The organism is Marinovum sp. J2-8, from assembly GCF_055808435.1.
Window position 1 is genome coordinate 169573 of the sequence record NZ_JBVVRZ010000007.1, and the last position, 21522, is coordinate 191094.

Annotated in this window: 13 protein-coding genes and 2 pseudogenes; 8 read left to right on the plus strand and 7 right to left on the minus strand. The window is 61.3% G+C overall.

Features of this window, described 5'->3' with window-relative positions; genetic code table 11:
* Positions 1-119 precede the first annotated feature (119 nt).
* Positions 120-692 carry a helix-turn-helix domain-containing protein gene (locus AC0L4F_RS19225; RefSeq protein ID WP_244691001.1) on the minus strand — a complete coding sequence of 191 codons (573 nt, stop codon included), beginning with the start codon at positions 690-692 and terminating at the stop codon, positions 120-122.
* Positions 693-809: 117 nt separating this feature from the next.
* Between AC0L4F_RS19225 and AC0L4F_RS19230 the strand changes: the two are divergent.
* Positions 810-1987: pseudogene (locus AC0L4F_RS19230) on the plus strand (acetyl-CoA C-acyltransferase family protein).
* 16 nt (positions 1988-2003) lie between these two features.
* Here AC0L4F_RS19230 and pbpC read toward each other — a convergent pair.
* Both pbpC and AC0L4F_RS19240 read right to left on the minus strand, forming a co-directional pair.
* Positions 2004-4034 carry a penicillin-binding protein 1C gene (gene pbpC, locus AC0L4F_RS19235; RefSeq protein ID WP_244691002.1) on the minus strand — a complete coding sequence of 677 codons (2031 nt, stop codon included), beginning with the start codon at positions 4032-4034 and terminating at the stop codon, positions 2004-2006.
* A pseudogene (locus AC0L4F_RS19240) lies at positions 4031-9487 on the minus strand (alpha-2-macroglobulin family protein). Before AC0L4F_RS19240 ends, pbpC begins: the two are co-directional and overlap by 4 nt.
* A 179-nt stretch (positions 9488-9666) precedes the next feature.
* Here AC0L4F_RS19240 and AC0L4F_RS19245 point away from each other — a divergent pair.
* Positions 9667-11979 (plus strand): response regulator, encoded by a 2313-nt coding sequence (locus AC0L4F_RS19245; protein WP_244691003.1) that lies wholly within the window; start codon positions 9667-9669, stop codon positions 11977-11979.
* A gap of 21 nt (positions 11980-12000) precedes the next feature.
* Here AC0L4F_RS19245 and AC0L4F_RS19250 read toward each other — a convergent pair whose 3' ends face one another.
* The 4 genes from AC0L4F_RS19250 to AC0L4F_RS19265 all read right to left on the minus strand — a co-directional run bounded on the left by AC0L4F_RS19250 (position 12001) and on the right by AC0L4F_RS19265 (position 16193).
* Positions 12001-12819 carry a bifunctional allantoicase/(S)-ureidoglycine aminohydrolase gene (locus AC0L4F_RS19250; RefSeq protein ID WP_244691004.1) on the minus strand — a complete coding sequence of 273 codons (819 nt, stop codon included), beginning with the start codon at positions 12817-12819 and terminating at the stop codon, positions 12001-12003.
* Between the two features lie 103 nt (positions 12820-12922).
* A complete protein-coding gene (gene yaaA, locus AC0L4F_RS19255; protein ID WP_244691005.1) occupies positions 12923-13693 on the minus strand; it encodes a peroxide stress protein YaaA in 771 nt (256 codons plus the stop codon).
* 24 nt (positions 13694-13717) lie between these two features.
* On the minus strand, positions 13718-15763 hold the full coding sequence (gene recQ, locus AC0L4F_RS19260) for a DNA helicase RecQ (RefSeq protein WP_244691006.1): 2046 nt from the start codon (positions 15761-15763) through the stop codon (positions 13718-13720).
* Positions 15764-15905: 142 nt separating this feature from the next.
* Positions 15906-16193 (minus strand): YggT family protein, encoded by a 288-nt coding sequence (locus AC0L4F_RS19265; protein WP_244691007.1) that lies wholly within the window; start codon positions 16191-16193, stop codon positions 15906-15908.
* Between the two features lie 122 nt (positions 16194-16315).
* On the opposite strand from AC0L4F_RS19265, the gene AC0L4F_RS19270 reads away from it, so the two are divergent.
* From AC0L4F_RS19270 to AC0L4F_RS19295, 6 genes are all read left to right on the plus strand, one after another.
* Positions 16316-16855: an acyl-CoA thioesterase gene (locus AC0L4F_RS19270; RefSeq protein WP_244691008.1), complete on the plus strand. Its 540-nt coding sequence runs from the start codon at positions 16316-16318 to the stop codon at positions 16853-16855.
* 182 nt (positions 16856-17037) lie between these two features.
* Positions 17038-18405: an MFS transporter gene (locus AC0L4F_RS19275; RefSeq protein WP_244691009.1), complete on the plus strand. Its 1368-nt coding sequence runs from the start codon at positions 17038-17040 to the stop codon at positions 18403-18405.
* The gene (mepA, locus tag AC0L4F_RS19280) at positions 18402-19337 is read left to right on the plus strand and encodes a penicillin-insensitive murein endopeptidase (RefSeq protein ID WP_244691010.1); all 936 of its coding nucleotides are present in this window, start codon (positions 18402-18404) and stop codon (positions 19335-19337) included. Before AC0L4F_RS19275 ends, mepA begins: the two co-directional genes overlap by 4 nt.
* A 6-nt stretch (positions 19338-19343) precedes the next feature.
* Positions 19344-20228 carry an esterase-like activity of phytase family protein gene (locus AC0L4F_RS19285; protein WP_244691011.1) on the plus strand — a complete coding sequence of 295 codons (885 nt, stop codon included), beginning with the start codon at positions 19344-19346 and terminating at the stop codon, positions 20226-20228.
* A gap of 111 nt (positions 20229-20339) precedes the next feature.
* Positions 20340-20990 (plus strand): queuosine precursor transporter, encoded by a 651-nt coding sequence (locus tag AC0L4F_RS19290; RefSeq protein ID WP_244691012.1) that lies wholly within the window; start codon positions 20340-20342, stop codon positions 20988-20990.
* A gap of 396 nt (positions 20991-21386) precedes the next feature.
* Positions 21387-21522, plus strand: a 136-nt coding sequence (locus AC0L4F_RS19295) for a peptide chain release factor-like protein (RefSeq protein WP_280520685.1), incomplete at its 3' end; no start/stop codon positions are given.

Below are 21522 nucleotides of genomic sequence, written 5' to 3' on the forward strand. Positions count from 1 at the left end.
GGCCGCACTTCTAACACAACAGACAGAATTCCGAAATAACGGATTTTTCGACAGGCGAAAATTTTCCACCCCGGTCGATCCCGGCCTTTCCGCGGGTCAAACCCACAATTGCCGGTGATCTAGCCAGAGAAGTCCTGGACAATCAGAAACGCCTTGGCATCGCCATCCAGCGCCCGGATACGATGCGGTAAATCCGCCGCGTAACGTGCACTGTCGCCCGGCTCCAACCGGGCAATGGCCTCGCCAGAGGTGACCTCCAGACGGCCTGAGATCACGCTGAGGGTTTCCACCGTGCCGCGTTTATGGGCCTGGCTGTCCAGCCGCCCGCCCGCGTCAAACAGCAATTCATAAAGCTCGTTGCGCCCGGCCTCTTCCGGCGGTGAAAAGATGCGAATGCGACAACCCGCGCCCATATTGTCGATGGTCGGGATCTGGTCGGCGCGCAGAACCTCGATCCGGTTGGTCTGAACTTCTTCTTCCAACAGCCCGGCAAAATCGACCTGTAACGCCCGCGTCAAATTCCACAGGGTGGCAATTGTCGGGCTGCTTTCGCCGCGTTCGATCTGGCTGACCATGGACCGCGACACCCCAGACAGCTTTGCCACCGCATCCAGCGACAACCCCTGGGTGCGGCGCGCCTCTTTCAGGCGGGCGGGCAAAAGTGCCAGAATATCGTCCGATGTTTCCGTCATGACGGAATGATGCCGAGAAGCCGGGCAAATATCAAGCAGGTTCCGTGACGGAACGTCGTTGTGACAGGCCGCGATCCTCGGCGCATATTGGCGCTGAAACGGGGAAAGAGGACCATCATGTCACAGGATATCGTAATTCTGGCGGGCGCGCGCACCGCCATCGGCACCTTTGGCGGCACGCTTAGTGGCACGGCGCCCATTGATCTGGCCACCGCCGCGTCAAAGGCGGCCCTGCAACGGGCCGATGTCGCACCAGAGCAGATTGGCAATGTGGTCTTTGGCCATGTGATCAACACCGAACCGCGCGACATGTACCTGAGCCGCGCCGCCGCGATTGCCGCGGGCGTGCCGGACACCACCCCGGCGATGAACGTGAACCGGTTGTGTGGCTCCGGGGCGCAGGCCGTGGTGTCGGCGGTTCAATCCCTTTTGCTGGGGGATGCGGATTTCGCACTGGCGGCGGGGCGGAAACCATGTCCCGGTCCCCTTTCATCAACCCTGCGCAACGGTTTGGCGCCAAGATGGGCGATATTACGACGGTCGACATGATGCTGGGGGCGCTGACCTGCCCGTTTGGCACCGGCCACATGGGCGTCACAGCGGAAAACGTCGCCGCCGAACATGGGATCAGCCGCGCGGATCAGGATGCTTTCGCGTTGGAGAGTCAAACCCGGGCCGCACGTGCGATTGCCGAGGGCCGTTTTGCCGATCAGATTACACCGGTCGAGGTGCGGGTAAAACGCGACATGGTGCCGTTTGCGGTGGACGAGCACCCCAAACCCAGCACAGCCGAGGCTCTGGCCGGGTTGCGCAGCGTGTTCCAAAAGGACGGCACCGTGACCGCCGGCAATGCCAGCGGCATCAATGACGGCGCGGCAGCACTTGTTCTGGCGCGGGGCGAAGCCGCAGAGAAATCCGGGTTGAAACCGCGTGCGCGGGTTCTGGGCTATGCCCATGCCGGTGTCCGGCCCGAGGTCATGGGCATCGGCCCGGTGCCAGCGGTCCGCAATCTGATTGCGCGCACGGGTCTGGCGATCAGCGATTTCGATGTGATCGAATCAAACGAAGCCTTTGCCGCCCAGGCCCTGGCGGTGAACAAGGAACTGGGCCTTGATCCGGCCAAGGTGAACCCGAACGGCGGGGCGATTGCGCTGGGCCATCCGGTGGGCGCGACCGGCGCGATCCTTGTGGTCAAAGCGCTCTATGAACTGGAACGCACCGGCGGGTCCAGGGCGCTGATCACCATGTGCATTGGCGGCGGACAGGGGATTGCACTGGCGATTGAACGGGTGTGATCCTGGGGTCAGGATCCTAGGGACGTTGGATCATGGCGCCAACCGACGCTCCGGCTGCGTCAATCACCGCCAGTCGCGAAAACCCGCGGGACGGTAGCACCACGGGCAAAACGCGGTCACGGGCGCCGGTAATCACCGGTGCCCCATCAACCAAAAGGGTAAAGGGCGGCACGCCGTGGCGCAGTTTCACCGTCACATGATTTCCCGCCATCACCGCACCATCGGGCGGAAAGGCCATTTGCAGCGATGTCCCTGATCTGCTGAACAGCCCGTCACGCGCCCGAAAGCGGCGCAGCGGCTGCGGCAGATCCGCATTGCGCAACATCAGCGTGGCGGCGGGCGGTGGCGGCAAATCATCGGGCGCGGTTTTCAACAGCTGAAACGCCTCGAACAGCACAGGCGCGGCCATATCGCCGCCAAAGGCACCGGGCACCGGCGTGCCATCGGGCCGCCCCATCCAGACGCCCGCCACATGGCGACCATCAAACCCAAGCGACCAGGCATCGCGGTGGCCATAAGATGTACCGGTCTTGTAGGCCAGCCAATCGCGCGGCGCGCCCGGCGGCGGCACCATATCCGCCAGGATATGCCCCACCTGCCAGGCGGCAATATCGCCGGTGACATCCGCGCCGGCCTGGGGCGTTGCGCCCTGCCGCCAGTATAGCGGGCGCGCCCGGCCCATCTGGGCCAGTGATGCATAAAGCTGCACCATATCCTCCAACGTCAGCCCCAAACCGCCCAAGGCAATCGCCAATCCCGGCTGCGTGCCCTGCAAGGCCGGTTCAGCCCCGGAACGGCGCAGCGCCGCCATAAGATGCGCTGGTCCCAACGCCTCGGTCAGTTTGACGACGGGAATGTTCAGCGACATCTGCAACGCCCGTTCGACCGTCACCTCGCCCCGGAACTGGCCATCGAAATTCTGTGGCGCATAGGCCCCGAAGCGGACAGGCGTGTCGTCGATCAACGTCTGTGGATGGGCCAGCCCACGGTCAAAGGCCAGCGCATAAATGAGCGGTTTCAATGTCGATCCCGGCGATCGCAAGGCCTGGGTCATATCTATAAACCCATCGCGCGCCTCGCCCGCTGTCAAACCCGCTGATCCGACCGAGGCCAGAACCTCGCCCGTGACATGATCGGCCACCACCATCGCGATGGAAAGGTGGTCGCCCTCGCCGCGCACCGCACGGGCGGCCAGATCTTCCAGACGCGCTTGCAGGTCACGATCAATTGTCAGGTCATGCACAGCGGCAAACGGCGCGTCATCGCGCGCGCGATCCGCCAGATGCGCCGCAAGAACCGGAAAATCATGCCGCGTTGTCGGCACCACTTCGCGCCGGGCCGCCAAGGCCGTGTCGGCATCAATCACGCCATAACGCTGCATCCGCGCCAATACCCGGTCGCGGGCGGCAACGGCGCGGGCATGGCGTTTGTCGGGGCGGCGGCCTTCGGGGCTTTGTGGCAGGGCGACCAGCATCGCAGCCTCCGCCGGGGTCAGGCGGCGGGGTTCCTTGCCGAAATAGCCCAGCGTCGCGGCCCGCACCCCTTCGAGGTTGCCACCATATGGCGCATGGGTGAAATAAAGCGTCAGGATCTCGCGTTTGGTCAGCTTGCGCTCCAGCGCCAATGCCAGCCGCGCCTGTCGGATCTTGCCTGCCAAGGCCCCTGTGCCGCTATCCTCCAGCAGCCGGGCAACCTGCATCGTCAAGGTCGATCCCCCCGAAACCATCCGGCCATTGCGCAGCGCCTGTGCCACCGCGCGGCTGATCGCGATACCATCCACGCCGGGGTGATCCCAAAACCGCTTGTCCTCATAGGCGACCAGCATATCGACCAGTTTCGGGTCGATCTCATCCAAGGTGACGGAAAACCGCCAGCGCCCGTCTTCGACCGTATAACCGCGCAAAAGCCGCCCGTTGCGGTCCAGAACCTCGACCGAGGTTTCGGCCAGAACCGGCGGCAGCACAGTGTCCTCGACCCAGGCGTCAAATCCATCGCGCAGCACGGCCCCGCCCCAGAGGAGCAGGACCAGAAGGCAGAGCCATCTCACGGTGCGACCGTCAACTGCCCAGATGCCGTGCGCGCGCGATATTGCGGCCGATACATGTCTTCGACCACGGCAGCCGGGTGGTGGAATGCGCCCGGTGAAATGGCGCGCACGATATAGGCCAGTTCAAACGCCTTGTCGCCGCGATGATCCACCGCCGCAAGGAAACGATCTGCGCGGAACTCGGTATGTTCGGCCTGTTTCGGTTTCAGCCAATCAAGCGCGCGAATATCGCCAGAGCGCAACAGGTTGGGATTGTCGATCTCGAACCCTGCGGGCAGCGGATCATTGATCATCAGCCGCGCGCCGGTTTCCTCGGCCGGGATCACCCGCAGCACAGTCACAAGACGGTCGCCCAGCGCCACCGCCCCGGTCACTTCTGCGCCGTCCATGTCGTAGTAGCGCCGTTCGATCCGATAGCCATAACCGCCCTGATCCACAGGTTCCGACGGTTTGCCGAATGTGGTCAGCGTTACGCTGGTGGCGGTGCTGCCATTGTTGGTGATCGTGCGCGGCGCGTCGCCGTTCAGGAACCGGCGCACCATTGGCCCCTCGACCGGCGCATCGTCCAGCAGGACATTTGACGCCGTCGGGTCGGCCACCATGGCGTGGGCGGCCAACAGCGACCAGGCCTGTTCCTGGGTCGACAGCTCTGGTCGGCTGTCCGAGATCCGCTGGATCAGCGCCTCGCGGTCGATGGCGTTTGATCCAGCTTCGACCGCCAGCGACAACAGCCCCGCCGCATCACGCAGATCGGTGCCATAATCGACACGGAACAGTGGACTTTCCGGCCCGGTCCGCTGGCCCAGTTTCTGTACCGCGATGGTGAACATCCGGTCAGCGCGGGTCTGATCGCCATACATCGCCAGCGCCGCGCCCAGTTGCGCCGCCGCCAGTGGTGTGGCGAAATCACCGCCCTTCACATCCGCATAATAGCGCAGATCGCCAACCGCCGCCGCGCCTTCACGCGCGAGCACCATAAGCGCATAGGCAATATCTTCGCCGCCATCGTCGAAGTCCGGGGCATAGTTTACCCGGTTTTTCAGGTTGTCCATCGCCTGACGGAAGGCCAGATCAGGCACGGCAAAATCACTGGCCCGCGCGCGGCTGAGGAAATCGCTGACATAGGCATCCAGCCAGAAATCCCCCGATTGCGCCCGCCACAGACCAAAGGCACCATTCGGCGCCTGTCGCGTCAGGATACGCGCGACGGTCTGGTCGATCCGCTCCTGAATGCGTGCGGTTTCGGTCAGGCCCATCGCGTCGGTCACCGAGCTGAGATAGAGCAGCGGCATCGCCTGGGATGTGATCTGTTCTGTACAGCCGTATGGATACCGGTCAAGCGAGGCCAGCAGCCGCGGCGCATCGAAACGTGCCAATGGGCCAGGCGGCGACAAGCGCCGAGGCGGTGTCCAGCCGCAAACCGGCAAAGACATTGTCATCAAAGGTAAATGTCTCGCCCGCAGCGAGCGAGAAGCGCCGGGTTTGCGACACTTCGGGATCGTTGTTGCGCACCGGCACGGTCAGCGATTTGCGCAGCACCAAACCATCCGGCGTGGTCAGCGCCACGGTGATCGCATGATCGCCCTCGCTGATCGCGGTGATCGGCACGGCAAAACTGGCCTTGCCCAAGTCGCCCAGGTCAATGTCCGACGGGATTGCGGTGGCGTTCAGCGTCACACCCTGCGCCGTGATGTCCAGCCCCATGCGGCCTGCCGGACCTTCGGCATGCACAACCTCCAGCAACATGCGGCTGCTGTCACCGGGGGCGAGGAACCGGGGCAAAGAGGCAGTCACCACCACCGGATCGCGCACCAACACGTCCTTTTCGGCCTGTCCAACGCCGGTGGATGACCATGCAACCGCGGCCAGACGCACCGTGCCATTGAATTCCGGGATGTCGAACGACACCTCGGCGCGGCCATCCGGGCCAATCGTGACCGGACCAGAGAAACGCGCGACCAGATCCTCGGTTGGCGGCGGGCTGTTGAACCGGGCGCCATCCGCGCCATCACCGCCCGACCGAATACGCCCCATAGAGCCATCCAACCCGTCAATCAGTCGCCCATAAAGGTCACGCATCTCGACCCCCAGTTTGCGCTGGCCAAAGTAATGGCCCTGGGGATCGGGGCTCTGGAATCCGGTGATGTTCAAAATACCCAGATCGGTGGCGGCGACGGTGACATAAGCGGTCTCGCCCTCTGTGATGCCATCAACCTGTACCGTCGCGGTCAAAGGTCCGCGTGGCTTCGAAGTTTCACCTGTGATCAACGTCACATCCAGCGCCTTGGCACCTGGATCAATACTGGCATGGGCCAGCCCCAGCGAACGGGCCGGATTTTGCCCTGCCGGCGCGTCCATCGGCCGGATCACCGTGGCACTGACATAGGCCCCGGCGCCCCATTCATCGGTCACGGTCAGGGGAATGGTATTTTCGCCCTCGGTGACCGCGACGGTCTGCATGTCGATCAGCCGATGCGACATCACGGTGATCAGCGCGGTGCCGGCATAGCGCGGCACAAGCCGCAGGGTCGCGACCTCACCAGACCGATAGGCGGGTTTGTCGAGCGACAGTTCCAGCGTGTCGGGCGTGCTGGTGGCATCCGCAGGCACATACCAACCGGCCCAGAATTCAGTAGAGGCAGCCACATATGTGCCGCCGTCGCGTTCGACCACCAGCTCATAATTGCCCCAGTCGACATCTGCACCAATTTCGACCGGTGCGTTGCCCAGGGTCACCGTGCCGCTGGCCATTTCGGTGCGGACCACCGTCGGCTCCCAGTTCCACTGACCATAAAGGCGATACCATTCATATGTGGTGCGCACGCGGTTCAGCGTCCATTTTACCGGCATATCGCTGGCGGCGCCCTCGGCATCCAACCCAATCAGTTGGAACCGCGCCTCGGACCCTTCCTTGACCACGCCATCAAACAGCGGCTTGATGCCGATCACCCGGCCGGATGCGGCCAAATCCCGGCTCAACCGGCGTTCCACAGGGCGCCCCGATCCTTCGGACATCGACACCACAACCTCGGCTGTCATCGGCAGCGATGCGGCGTCACCTTCTATCGCGGGAAATTCCAACGGCACGGACAATGTGCCATCTGCCCCGCTGCGCAGCCCACCATCCATATAGCGGGTGCGCGGATCAAAGGTGATGTCGTGGCGACCAAAGGTAAATCCATCCCAGCCCTCGATCCCGCTGGCGCGCGACAGGCGCACCCGAATTTCCGCCGGCAGGTCGGCCCCCGGCGCACCAAACAGATATTTGGCCTCAATGCTCAGATCCGGCGTGTCACTCGCGGTGATCCGCCCCTCTGGCAGCGACAGGTCAAAATCAATCCGTTCCGGCAGAAAATCCTCGACCAGCACGGTCTTGGTCACCAATGCCGGGGTATCCGGGTCGGAATGAACCTCAATCCGCCAGGTGCCGCGCGGCACGGTTGCGCCAATTGGCATGGAAAACACATGCCCGCCTGCCAAACCATCGTTCGACAGATGGCGGGAATATTCCACCCCGTCCGGTCGGGTAAGCACCGCCACCAGCGGCAGGCCGTCAATACCACGCGCCTGGGAATCGCGGGCCAATGCAGTTGCCTCGATCACCTCGCCGGCGCGATAGGCGCCACGGTCCGTCGCCAGAAACACATCGACCGGGCCCGCAGGTTCGCGCCCTTCAACACCCCGGTCGGACAGATCAAACGCCGGATCTTTCAGCGACAAAAAGGCAATGTCATCCTCGGTCCTGGCCACCAGAAGCGCCGGCGCGGCCCCCTGGGTGCCACGGGTCAGGCCGGGATCAAACTGCACATGGCCAGAGGCATCGCTTTTGGCCTCGGCCAGCACGCGATTGGCCTGGGAAATCAATTGCACAGACACATCGGATTTGCCTTTGGCATCGCCCAGCCCGCGAATGAACACATGCAGACCGTCGCTGCCCGACATGCTGGCCAGCCCCAGATCAGACAACACAAACCATTGGGTGGCGATATTGTCGGAATATTCATCTTCGGACGGCACCCGCGCCGTCAGGGCATAAATGCCCGGCGGTTGATCGGCCAGCGCATCGCCCATGGGCAGACGGGTGGTCACATCAAGGTTCAACTGTTGCTCAACCTCCCCCACACCCTGCCAAATGGTTTCTCCGACCTCTCGATCAAATTCACGCACCAGATAATTGTTCATCTGCTCGCCAAAGAAGCTGTCCTGAATGGCGCGCAACAGGTTGCGATCACTGACCCGGCGCAGCGTCAAATCCACCTCTGTCAGGTTCACCGTTTCAATCGGCAACCCCGCATCCGAAGACCGCGGCAACACATAGGACCGCCCGGTAAAGGCAACCGAAGGCGACCGGTCGCGGACATATTGCGTGATGGTCACATCCTTGACCATTTCTTCGCCAGACGCGGCGGCAGCCCCTCGCGGAAGGTGATGGTGTAGCGATGCCCATGCTCGACACCACCAACACAGACGTCGCGCCCGGACGCGCTGACCACCAGCCCCGGATCAGGCAGCCGCACATAAGGCGCATAATCCACCCCGGTGCGCACCAGATCCTCGCTGAAGGTGACACAGATCCGCGGCTCGGCCTTGTCGCTTTCGGTGCGATGTTCGGTGATGCGGAACCCATATTTGTTGATCGCCGCGTCCAGCGCCGCCACCACATCCCCGCGCGGCTGGATCGATTCAGCCAGACGCAGGGTCGGCACCATGTCGCGACCGCGCCCTGATTCTTCCAGCCCCTCGGCCAGAATCAACAGCGCCGCAATCCGCCCCGGATCATTTGGCGCACGCAAATAGCCATTGACCCCGGCGGCCACCGCCGTGGCGGCAAACCGGCGACGATTTGAGGATGATGTCGCCACCGCCTCATTCGCAAGGGCAAGCCGGGCATAGTCGACCCAAAGATCCGCCGCATCATTTTGCGCCAGCGCCGCGCCAACCCAATGCAAGGCATTGCCGAGATCGTTTTCCGCCTCTTTGTCGCGCGCCGCCTTGAGCAGGACATCGACCGACCACTTGCCACCCATGTGCCGCACGCCAAGATCACGCGCCTGGGACATGGCCGCATCGACATCGCGTTTTCGCAGGAAATTCAGATCGTTCACCCGACCCTCGGCCCGGTCCTGTACGGCGGGATCAACATCCACCACCACAGCGGAAATCGCGCCCTCATAGGCCTGGCGTTCGCTGACGGCGCTTTTTGGGAAACATGCGTTGGATCGGCTGTTGAAGGTGAACGCCTTGCAGGACGGATCGTTAAGGCACACCTGCTGGCACGCGGCCATGTTGGTGTCGAACAGCGCCTGAAGGTCAGAGCCGAAGAAATCCATATCGCGCGACACCACCACCCGTCGGTCCGGTATCAATTCCTGTTCCTGGGATTGGGCCGCGACCGGGACAAACACGGGCACAGTACACAGAAGCGACATCAGGGCGGCAAAAACGCGACGCATGAAAAATCCTCCGATCCAAATGCCGATAGTGTTCCATTAGTCGGCCAGGCTGGCAAGGCAACCTTCCCGGAAATGACGAATCTGTCATCACCCCGGCGGGGACCATGTTTAAACAGTTCTTCACCCCTTGCCGCCACAGTACCGGAGTTATGAGTCAATGAATCGCTTTACGGGGTGGCATGAGTTCTGCCAGCAAACTAGCCGAGGAACGCCGCGCACGGCTTGGCGCGGAACGCCTGCTTGAACTCAAGCAGGCCGAATTGTTCGCCGCCAACCGCAAACTTGGCCATCACGCCCGCGCGCTGAGCGAAGAGATCGTTGAAAAACGCGCCGAGGTTGCCAATGTGCGGGACGAAAACCAGCGGGTGAAATCCGACCTGTCGCGCACGACCAAGAATCTGGAAGTGGCGGAACGCCGTTTGTGGCAGGCCGTTGAAACCATCGAAGACGGATTCGCGTTTTTCGACAGCGATCATTGTCTTATCAGTGCCAACAGCGCCTATTTATCGGTGTTTGAAGGCCTGGAAGAAATTCAACCCGGCGTGCCCTTTGCCCGTATCCTACAGCTTTTGACCGAAGAGGGCATTGTCGACACCGGCGAATTGGCCCCGGCCGAATGGCGGGCGATGATGCTTAATCGCTGGCAATCCTCCACCCCCGAGGCGATCACCCTGCGGCTGTGGAATGGCATGTATTTCAAGGTGGTGGACAAACGCGGCGAGGCCGGGGATGTGGTGTCACTGGTGCTGAATATCACCGACACCATCCGGTACGAAAAAAACCTGCGCGAAGCGCGCAATCGCTCCGAAGCCGCGAATCGCGCCAAATCCGCCTTCCTTGCCAATATGAGCCATGAAATCCGCACGCCGATGAATGGCGTGATCGGCATGGCCGAATTGCTGACCGATACCGAACTGTCCGAGGAACAGCGCCTCTACGTCAATACGATGAAGAATTCCGGCGAGGCGCTGTTGGTTATCATCAATGACGTGCTGGATTATTCCAAGATCGAGGCCGGCAAACTAGAGCTTCACCCCGAACGGTTTGACCTGGAACGCGCCATCCATGAAATCATCATGCTGTTGCAGCCAACGGCCCGCGACAAGGGGCTGGATCTTCTGGTCGACTACGACATGTTCCTGCCCACGGAATTCATCGGCGATCCGGGGCGCATTCGCCAGGTTCTGACCAATATTCTGGGAAATGCGGTGAAATTCACCCTTCAGGGGCATGTATTGACGCGGGTGGTGGGGGTGCCACGCGAAGACGGCCAAACCGCAGTGCACGTCACGATCGAAGATACCGGCATCGGCATTCTCGACGAAAAACTGGGCGATGTGTTTGGCGAATTCAATCAGGTCGAAGATGAACGCAACCGCAAGTTCGAAGGCACCGGTCTGGGATTGGCGATCACCAAACGGCTGATTGACATGATGGGCGGCGAGGTCTGGGTCGACAGCGAATTTGGCACAGGGTCGAGCTTTGGCTTTCAGGTCACATTGCCCAGCCCCGACGGCGAAACCGTTCAGCCGCCGAAACTTCCGAAACACATCCGCCGGGTGATGATTGTTGATGACCGCCCGGTGAACCGGATGATTCTGGAAAAACAATTGCAGGTCATGCAGGTCGAAACCTCTGCCTGCGAAAATGGCCAGGAAGCGCTGGATCAATTTGCCGCCGATTGTGCCTTTGATCTGGTGTTGACCGATCACAACATGCCAAAGCTCGATGGGCTTGAATTGGCCCAGGCGCTGCGCGACGCAGGCCACGAGACACCGATCATCATGCTCAGTTCCAACACCGGATTTGCCGAAACGGACCCGGCGGCAAAGTTGCTGCATGCGGTCCTGCAAAAACCGGTGCCACGTGGGGTGTTGTTCGACAAGCTGAATGCCATGTCACCCGCCGAGGATACCGCAGAACCAGCGCACTCCGGCCCCAAACCCTCTGGCGATGCCAAGGTGGCGAACCCGCCCCAGCCGACGCCATCCCCGGCAAAACCGCAGCCGGTATCAGCCACATCCGCACCGCCCAAAATCCCGGACGCCAAAGAACACGCGGCGCAGACGCCAACCAGCACAACCGGGAAAATCCAGATCCTGACCGCCGAGGACAACAAGACCAATCAGTTTGTATTCCGCAAAATGGTGAAAACCCTGGAGGTCGATCTGCATTTTGCCAACAACGGTCTGGAAGCGGTGGAAGCCTACAAGAAATTGCAGCCCGACATTATTTTCATGGATATTTCAATGCCGGAAATGGACGGCAAAGAGGCGACAACCGAAATTCGCAAACTGGAATCCGCCAACGGCACCCGCGTGCCGATCATCGCCTGCACAGCACATGCAATGTCCGGGGATCGCGAGGTTCTGATCGCCGCCGGGCTGGACGATTATATCACCAAACCGCTGAAACGCGCTGCGATCGAGGCGATGATCAAACGCTATGCCCCCCGCGAACCAGAGGCAAAGCAGCTGCGCGAAATGCCGTGACATTCATCGCAACTGCGGGCCTTACAGCCGGGCGTGACGGTTCACATCCTTGTACAGCAAATACCGGAACCGACCCGGTCCGCCCGCGTAACAGGCCTGTGGGCAAAATGCCCGCAGCCACATGAAATCGCCGGCCTCGACCTCGACCCAATCCTGATTGAGCCGGTAAACGGCCTTGCCTTCCAGCACATAAAGCCCGTGTTCCATCACATGGGTTTCGGCAAATGGGATCACGCCACCGGGTTCGAATGTCACCACAGTCACATGCATATCGTGCCGCAAATCGGCCGGATCGACAAAGCGCGTGGTCGCCCAAGCCCCGTTGGTGTCCGGCATCGGCGTCGGTGTGACATCGCGGTCCGACGTCACAAAGGCCTCTGGCACATCCAACCCCGGAGCGGGTTCATAACGTTTGCGAATCCAGTGGAACCGCAGCGCTTGCGCGCCATCGTTTCGCAAGGACCAGTCACAGCTCGGGGGCAAAAAGGCAAATCCACCCGCGGTCAGCTGATGCGTGGTGCCCTCGATGGTCAGGGTCATCTCGCCTTCGACGACAAAAAGCACGCCCTCGGCCTCTGGGTTGGGTTCAGGCGCGGTGCTGCCACCGCCGGGCAGGACCTCCATGATATATTGCGAAAACGTTTCGGCAAACCCGGACAAGGGCCGCGCAATGACCCAGGCCCGCGTCGCCGTCCAATGCGGCAGAAACGAGGTCACGATGTCGGTCATCGTGGCGCGCGGGATCACCGCATAGGCCTCGGTAAAAACTGCCCGCCCGGTCAAAAGCTCTTTTTGTCCCGGCAATCCGCCATGGGGCGCGTAATAGCTGCGGTCGCTCACGGCTGTCTCCTCCTGAATTCGCCCCCACTAAACGCCCATTGGCTGCCACAGGGAAGAACCTGGCGCACAATAGGTTTATTCGTGTTTTTTTGATAAAGCGCCGTCAGTCTCTGACATCATGCAGAAATGCCGGGCGATCAGGTTCCGACAAATCCGCCACATGACGATATCCGCCCAGATCAAACCCCAGGATGTCCGCCGGATCCTGCAGGCGATTTTGCACCATATATCGCGCCATTGCCCCGCGGGCCTTTTTCGCGAAAAAGCTGATGATCTTTGGCTGACCGCCCTTCATGTCAAAGAATTGCGGTGTGATGACACGCAATTTCAAAGCCTTGCGATCCACCGCGCCGAAATATTCCTGGCTGGCGCAATTTATCAAAACGTCGCTGCCGGTGGTCGCGGCCTGCGCGTTCAGCGCCTTGGAAATCTGATCACGCCAGTAGTGGTACAGGTTCGTGCCGCGCCGGGTCTTCAGCCGCGATCCCATTTCCAGCCGATAGGCCTGAATCGCATCCAGTGGGCGCAACACCCCGTAAAGACCGGACAAAATCCGCAAGTGATCCTGTGCATAACGGACCTCATCCGCGTCCAGCGTTCGCGCCTCAAGCCCGAGATATGTGTCGCCGGCAAAGCCGAACATGGCAGGTCGGGTGACATCCGGCGCGGGGTCATCGGAAAAGGCGCGAAACCGGTCACGGTTCAATCGCGCCAGATCATCCGAAAGATCCATCAACCCCTTGAGATCACCCAAGGTCAGGTTGCGGGCGGTTTTCGCCAAACGCGCCGCATCCGCCTGCATCGCCGGCTCGGTCATTTCGACCGTTGTTTCCGACCAATCCAGCCGCTTGGCCGGTGAAATCACCACGAGCATTGCATGTCTCCCTTTGGCGGCGGCTTACGACGCTTCGCGCAAAACGTCCAGAAACGCCGCGCCAAAACGTTCGGCACGACGTTCGCCCAACATCTGTTCCAGATCACGCACCGCACTGGGGCGGCGTTCGGCCAGCTTGGCAAGCTGCGCGGCAGAACAAGACAGCGGTTTTTCCGTACCACAGGCGCCGCGCGTCAGATCGGCCTGCACCTGCATCAACCGGTCATAGATGGACCCGGCATCCCGCCCCGCCAGCTTGCGCCGGGTGGGGTGCATCGCTTCGGTGGCGCCGGTGATCACGGCCAGAAATTCCGCGCCGTAATGTTCCAGCTTTTTGGCACCAACCCCACCAATCCGCGCCATGTCATCCAGCGAAGCGGGCCGGGTTTCGGCCATTTCGATCAGGGTCCGATCGTTGAAAATGATATAGGCCGGGACGCTGGCGGCCTCGGCCAGAGCGCGGCGTTTGGCCTTTAGTGCGGACAACAACGGCGCATCATCCTCGCTGACCATCGCCTTGACCGCCGGGCGGCGACGGGCCTGGGCCTTGGCGATGGTGTCACGCCGCAACATGATGCTGGCCTCACCGCGCAGGATGGGCCGCGCCGCTTCGGTCATGCGCAGCGCGCCATAACGTTCCGGGTCCGGCCGCATCAGATCATGGCCCATCATCTGGCGGAACACGGCCTGCCAGCCGCGTTTGTCAAATTCGCCGCCAACGCCAAAGGTCGGCAACTGATCGTGGCCTTTTTCGCGCACCTTGTCGGTGGCATTGCCCATGACAATGTCGATCAGATGCCCGGAACCGAACCATTCGCCGGTGCGCAGCGCCGCCGAAAGCGCCTTGCGCACGGCTTCTGTGCCATCAAAGGTTTCGACCGGCGATTGGCACAGGTCACAATGACCGCAAGGTTCGGTCGTTTCGCCAAAATACCCAAGCAGCGTAGTGCGGCGGCATTCCAGCGCCTCTGCCAGCCCCAAAAGCGCATTCAACCGGCCATGGTCAGCAGCACGGCGTTCGGGGGGTGCCAGCCCCTCGTCGATCTGAGACCGCCGCAAACGGATGTCATCCGCCCCAAACAGGGTCAGTGTTTCCGCCGGGCCGCCATCGCGCCCGGCACGACCGATTTCCTGATAATAGGCTTCGATCGACTTGGGCAGATCGGCATGTGCCACCCAGCGAATATCGGGTTTATCGACCCCCATGCCAAAGGCGACAGTCGCGACAACGATCAGACCATCCTCACGGGCGAACCGCGCCTCTACACTGCGCCGATCTTCGGCATCCATGCCGCCATGATAAAAACAGGCGTTGTGGCGATCTTCGGTCAGGGCGCGCGCCAGCCCCTCGGTCTTGGCGCGGGTGCCACAATAGACAATCCCGGATTGATCCCGGCGTGCGGCCGCGAAATCAAGAATCTGGCGGCGCGGCCCATCCTTGGGCTGAAAGGCAAGGTGAATATTGGGCCGGTCAAATCCACGCAGGAACCGCGCAGGTTCTTCGCCGTCAAACAATCGCGCGACGATTTCGTCCTGGGTTTCGGCGTCTGCCGTGGCGGTAAAGGCCGACAGCGGCACATTCAACTCGCGGCGCAGTTCCCCGATCCGAAGGTAATCCGGGCGAAAATCATGGCCCCATTGGCTCACGCAATGGGCTTCGTCGACGGCGATGGAATTGACACCGATGCGGCGCAACATCGACATTGTACCACCGGCGGCCAGACGTTCAGGCGCGAGGTACAGCAGCTTCAATGTGCCCGCCTCCAGCGCCTCCCAGACGGCTTCGGTTTCCTCGGGGGTGTTGCCGGATGTCAGCGCGCCGGCATTCACCCCGGCCTCTCGCAGACCGCGCACCTGATCGCGCATCAGGGCGATCAGCGGCGAAATCACCACCGTCACCCCGTCGCGCATCAGCGCAGGCAATTGGAAACACAGCGACTTGCCGCCACCGGTGGGCATGATCGCCAAAACGTTTTCACCACGGGTCACGGCATTGGCGATTTCACCCTGACCGGGGCGAAAACCGTCGAATCCGAACACGTCCCGCAAAAGCGTGGCGGTATGATCCATGGGGCAAAACCTGCAAGATTTGAGTTTGACTGCTCTTACAGGGACAATCTCATATTGAGATTCGGTGAACAAGAGGCAGGACACCGTCCCGGACCTGATCCGGGACCTCATGTCAAAGCGGCTGGGTCAGTTCAGAACTGGCTCAGATCAGGCCGAAAATCTCGGGCAGGATGAAATCCCGCAGCGAAATCAGGATGATAAACGCCACAAGCGGCGCAAGATCCAGCGGATGTGTGTTCGGCAGGATGTTGCGGATCGGGCGATAAATCGGCTCCAGCAGGCGGTTCAGCCCATACCACAATTGCGACACCAGCGGCTGGCGCAGGTTCAGGACCTGAAAATTGATCAGCCAACTCATGATGATATGGGCGATCATGATGAAAAACGCCACATCAAGGATAAGTTTCAGGGGCCCGTAAATTGCATACATCCGTGTGTGTCTCCGCCAATTGCGAGGCTTAGGTAAGCGCGCAGAGACAAAAGCACAAGTGCCGCTGCGTCACGGCTTGTCTATGCCGCGTCGCAGCGCAAGGATACCGGCGGAGGTCGCCCATGTATCCCTTTATTCGAATGTTCAAGGAATTGCTGGTTTTTCGCAATGCGCCGTCGCTGCCGCTGACCGGCACGCATGTCTCGACGCATATGTGTTGGCCTTGGGACATTGATTTCTGGATGGAGCTGAACAACGGCCGGACCCTGACGCTTTATGATCTGGGGCGTATTCCACTGGCCCAGCGCACCGGCCTTATGGCGGTGCTGAAGCGGCGCAAATGGGGATTGACCGTCGCCGGAAGCTGTACACGGTACCGCCGCCGCATTCGCCCGTTTGAACGGTTTGAAATGCGCAGCCGCGCAGTGGGGATCGACCACCGCTTTCTCTATCTTGAGCAATCCATGTGGAAGGCAAACGGTGAATGCGCCAATCACGCGATGTATCGCACCGCAGTGACCGATCGAAACGGCATTGTGTCCCCGGCAGAGGTTCTGGCGGAACTGGGCCACACGGAGCCGCTGCCCGGTTTGCCCGACCATATCCTTGCCTGGATCGCGGCCGAGGACGCCCGGCCCTGGCCGCCGCTCTTGGGGGCCTGACACCACCCCGCGCAATCAACCGCCGCCCTCCCCGTGGCCCGAATGCTGATCGGGGCACCGTTTGGGGCGCTGCAATGCAGCAACGCCAATTGCGCCTCCCGGCTGAAATTCCCCCGTTCCCCGGCTTATCCCTTGCCACCGGCCCCATTGCCGGGGTCTAACCGCCGCAACAGGGGGACGGTATGACAATTTCCAAACGCAAGCGCATCTGGGGCTGGATGTTCTTTGACTGGGCGCAACAGCCCTATGCAACATTGGGGCTGACATTTGTGTTCAGCCCGTATTTCGCCGCTGTGGCCGCCGGGTATTTTCTGGCTCAGGGGATGTCGCAAGACGCCTCCAATGCACAGGCGCAGGGGCTTTGGTCCTCCGCACAAACGATTTCGGGGCTGGTCATTGCCTTTTCCGCGCCCATTCTGGGCGGGTGGGCCGATGCATCCGGGCGATTGACCCCCTGGGTCCGGTTTTTCACCATTGTGGCGGTGATCTGTGCGGCCTCTTTGTGGCTGTTGCAGCCCGATGCCACCGGGTTGATCCTGGCGCTGGTCCTGTTCTGGCTGGGGTTCACGGCGGCCGAGGCGGCGTTCAACCTGAACAATGCGATCCTGCCCGGATTGGGCACCAAGGAAGAGATTGGTCGCATTTCCGGTGGGGCAACGGCCTTTGGCTATTGGGGTGGCGTGCTGTCGCTGATCCTTGTGTTGTTATTCTTTGCAGAGAACGAGAGCGGCAAAACCCTGATCGGGTTGCCACCGGCCTTTGGTCTTGACCCAGAGGCTCGTGAAGGCACGCGGTTCGTCGGCCCCTTTATCGCCATTTGGTTCACCCTCTTCATGCTGCCCTATGTTCTGTGGTGCCGCGACGCGCCCCGGGTCGACGCCCCACGCCCGAAACTGCGCAAGGTTCTGGCCGATCTGATGGTGACGATCCGGCGGGTGGCCCGCAACCGCTCGTGCGGCAGCTTCTTGTTGTCTTCGATGTTTTACCGCGATGCGCTGACCGCGCTTTATTCTTATGGCGGGATCTATGCCAAGCTGGTCCTGGGCTGGGAGATTGTGCAAATCGGTGTATTTGGCATCATTGCCGCAATCGCTGCGGCGGTCCTGTCCTGGGTTGGCGGCGTGATGGACCAACGGGTTGGGCCAAAGCCGGTGATCACCTTTTGTGTGACGATGTTGATTGCCGTCAGCATCATCATTGTCGGCATGTCACGCGACAGCCTGTTTGGCCTGCAATTGGCGCCTGGTTCCTCCTTGCCTGACACCATCTTCTATATCTGTGGCGCGGTCATCGGCGGCGCGGGGGGCGCGCTTTATTCTGCGTCACGCTCGATGATGGTGCGCCACGTCGAAGGCGGACGAGAGGCCGAGGCCTTTGGCCTGTTTGCCCTGACGGGCAAGGCCACCGCATTTCTGGCCCCGGCGCTGATCACCGTGTTCACCCTGTGGACGCAATCCAATCAATTGGGCTTTTTGCCGGTAATCCTGCTCTTTCTTATTGGTCTGTATCTGCTACGCTGGGTTGATCCAGAGGGGGCAAATCACCGATGATCCGAACGCTGTTTTGTATGAGTATCCTCGCGCTTGTGGTCGGCTGCGGCGACGGCAATACAGCCAAGACCAAGGCCAGCCTGGCCGCCGCACCACAGGCCACCATTGGCGATTCCATGGGCACGCTGTCGACCCAGCAGGCCAAACAATTGTTTGGCGCGAAAAACGGCCCCTCTGATCAAAGCCCCGCCGCCTATGGCAGCTATGCCAAGGGCTGTATGGCGGGCGGTGCGCAATTGCCGGAAACCGGCGCAACCTGGCAGGCGATGCGCCTGTCGCGCAACCGCAACTGGGGCCACCCGGAAACCGTCGATTACCTGCGACGTCTGTCGGCGCGGGCGGCGCAATTGCCGGGTTGGAACGGGCTTTATATCGGGGATATGTCGCAACCACGCGGCGGCCCGATGCTGACCGGTCACGCCAGCCACCAGATCGGGCTGGATGCCGACATCTGGCTGCGCCCGGCTACGAATATTGCACTGTCGCGCGATGCACGTAAATCGCTGTCGTCGATTTCGCTGCGGCGGTCAAATGGCGCCTTTACCAATGACAAATGGACAGCGGAACATCACGCATTGCTCAAGGCCGCAGCCAGCGACCCGCGTGTGGCGCGGATCTTCATCTTTCCCGGTGCCAAGGTGCAGATGTGCAATGACGAAAAAGGCGATCGCGCCTGGTTGCGCAAGATCCGGCCCTGGTGGGGGCATCACTATCATTTCCACGTGCGGCTGTCCTGTCCGCGCGGCGCCAGCGGTTGCGTCAATCAGGCCGCCCCGCCGCCCGGCGATGGCTGTGCCGAGGCACAGGGCTGGGTCGACCGTATCCTGAACCCACCGCCGCCGGACCCCAATGCCCCGCCGCCGCGCAAGAAACGTGAATTGATCCTTGCCGATCTGCCGGCGCAATGCGCCGCTGTGTTAAAGGCCCAATAAACCACGATGACACGATTTTTGACCAGCGCCGCGCTGGCGCTGATTGCGCTGGTCAGCTGTGGCTCTGCTGCGGAGGACGCCAATCGCGCCCACCATGTCCAAAGCTATATCTGGACAGACAGTGATCCGGCATTTGGCGGCTTTTCCGCGATTGACCTCAGCAACGATGACGGCGGCTTTGTCGCCCTGTCCGACCGGGGCCATTACGTCGAAGGGCGGATCATCCGGGAAAACGGTCGCATTGTCCGGGTGGACAGCACGCCGCCGCGCGCGCTGCGCAACACCAAAGGCGGGCAGATACAAGAAGGTATTCGCGCCGACAGCGAGGGGCTTGCGATCCGCGCGGATGGTCGCCGCTTCGTTTCATTCGAAGGATTCCACCGGGTCTGGGCCTATGTGTCGATGGATCGTGCCGCATGGCTGCCACGGCATGAGGATTTCAAATCCCTGCAAAACAATTCTTCGCTGGAGGCGCTGGCGATTGACCGCCGCGGCTGGCTTTACACATTGCCGGAACGTTCGGGCAAGATGACACGGCCCTTCCCGGTCTATCGCTATCGCAATGGCACCTGGGATCAGCCTTTTTCCATTCCCCGCTTTGGCGGTTTTCAACCGGTTGGGGCAGATTTCGGCCCAGACGGCATGCTGTACCTGCTGGAGCGGGAATTTACCGGGTTTGGGTTTCGGTCGCGGGTGCGCCGGTTTGCGGTGACAAAGCGCGACATCGGCCGCGGCGAAATCCTGTTCACCAGCCCGCTTGGCCGCCACGACAACCTGGAGGGCCTGGCGGTCAGCCGTGATGACGCGGGCAAGATCCGCCTGACAATGATATCCGACGACAATTTTCGCGCCTTCCAACGCACCGAGATCGTGGAATATCTGCTGCCCTGAGCCCCGGATTGACAAATCGCTTGCGTGACGGGGCCGGAAACTGTACGTCCCGCCCGTTCCCGGCAAATCGGGGGCCAAGTCGCCGCAACCTTGCAAAAACGGGCATCAAATATGAACCGCACCCATCTTCCTGGCATTATTGCCATGGCCGCGATTGTCGTGGCCTCGAACGTCCTCGTTCAATTTCTAATTCTTGACGGCCTCCTGACCTGGGGGGCGTTTACCTATCCGCTGGCGTTTCTTGTCACTGACGTGATGAACCGCGTCTATGGCGCCGGACCGGCCCGGCGGGTGGTCTTTGCCGGATTTGTCACCGGTGTGATCTGTTCGCTGATCGGCAGCCAGATCATGTTGCAAGGTGACGGATACAGCTATGCTGCCGTGCCGTTGCGCATTGCCGTGGCATCCGGTGTGGCCTTCCTGGTGGCGCAGCTGACCGACATCGCGGTATTCAACCGCTTTCGCAGCGGCCGCTGGTGGCGCGCGCCCCTGATTTCCACGCTGGTGGGATCCGCGCTGGATACCGTTTTGTTTTTCGCCATCGGCTTTTCCGCCGCGATCACCCTGTTTGGCGCAGAGGCCAATTCCGCAATCGCCTGGGCGTGGGAGCCGGTGCCGTTCATGAATGTTGGCGCGGCGGTTCCGCTGTGGGTCACGCTGGCCTTTGCGGATTGGCTGGTAAAACTGACGGTGTCGTTGCTGGCATTGGTGCCATTTCGGGCAATCGTTGCGCGACTTTCGCAAAATCGCGCGATTGTCTGAAAATTTCCTTTGCGATTTTGATCTTCCGTGCCATGATTCGAGTGTGGAAACAAAATTGAAAGGAGGTGCTTCAGTGTCGAGAGAGGTATTGGAGAAAGGCGTCGGAACAGTTCGAGGGGGCGTCCTCTGAGGCAGCCCTTAGGAGGACCCTCGAATTGGTAGGACCTAACCGGCCCCACCTCCTGACAATCTCGAAGAGCCAAGCGGCATGGCTCTTTTTCGTTTGCTGCGCGGATACGGGATTTGAAGCGGGATTTGTAAAAGGGGGCCAGCCCCCTCGGCCTTTGGCCTCACCCCCGGGATATTTTTGGTCAGATGAAAGGTCGATTTCGGCCTTCTTGTCCCAGAGTGCGCTTCTGCGGTAAAGCAGTTGCAGACGTGCTACAGGTGGCCCCAATGACCCTTCGCATCAATGATCACATCGAATTGGCCGATTGGGAGATGAGCGAACAGTTCACCCGGTCGTCGGGCCCTGGCGGCCAGAACGTGAACAAAGTGTCCACGGCGGTGGAATTGCGGTTTGAAGCTGCGC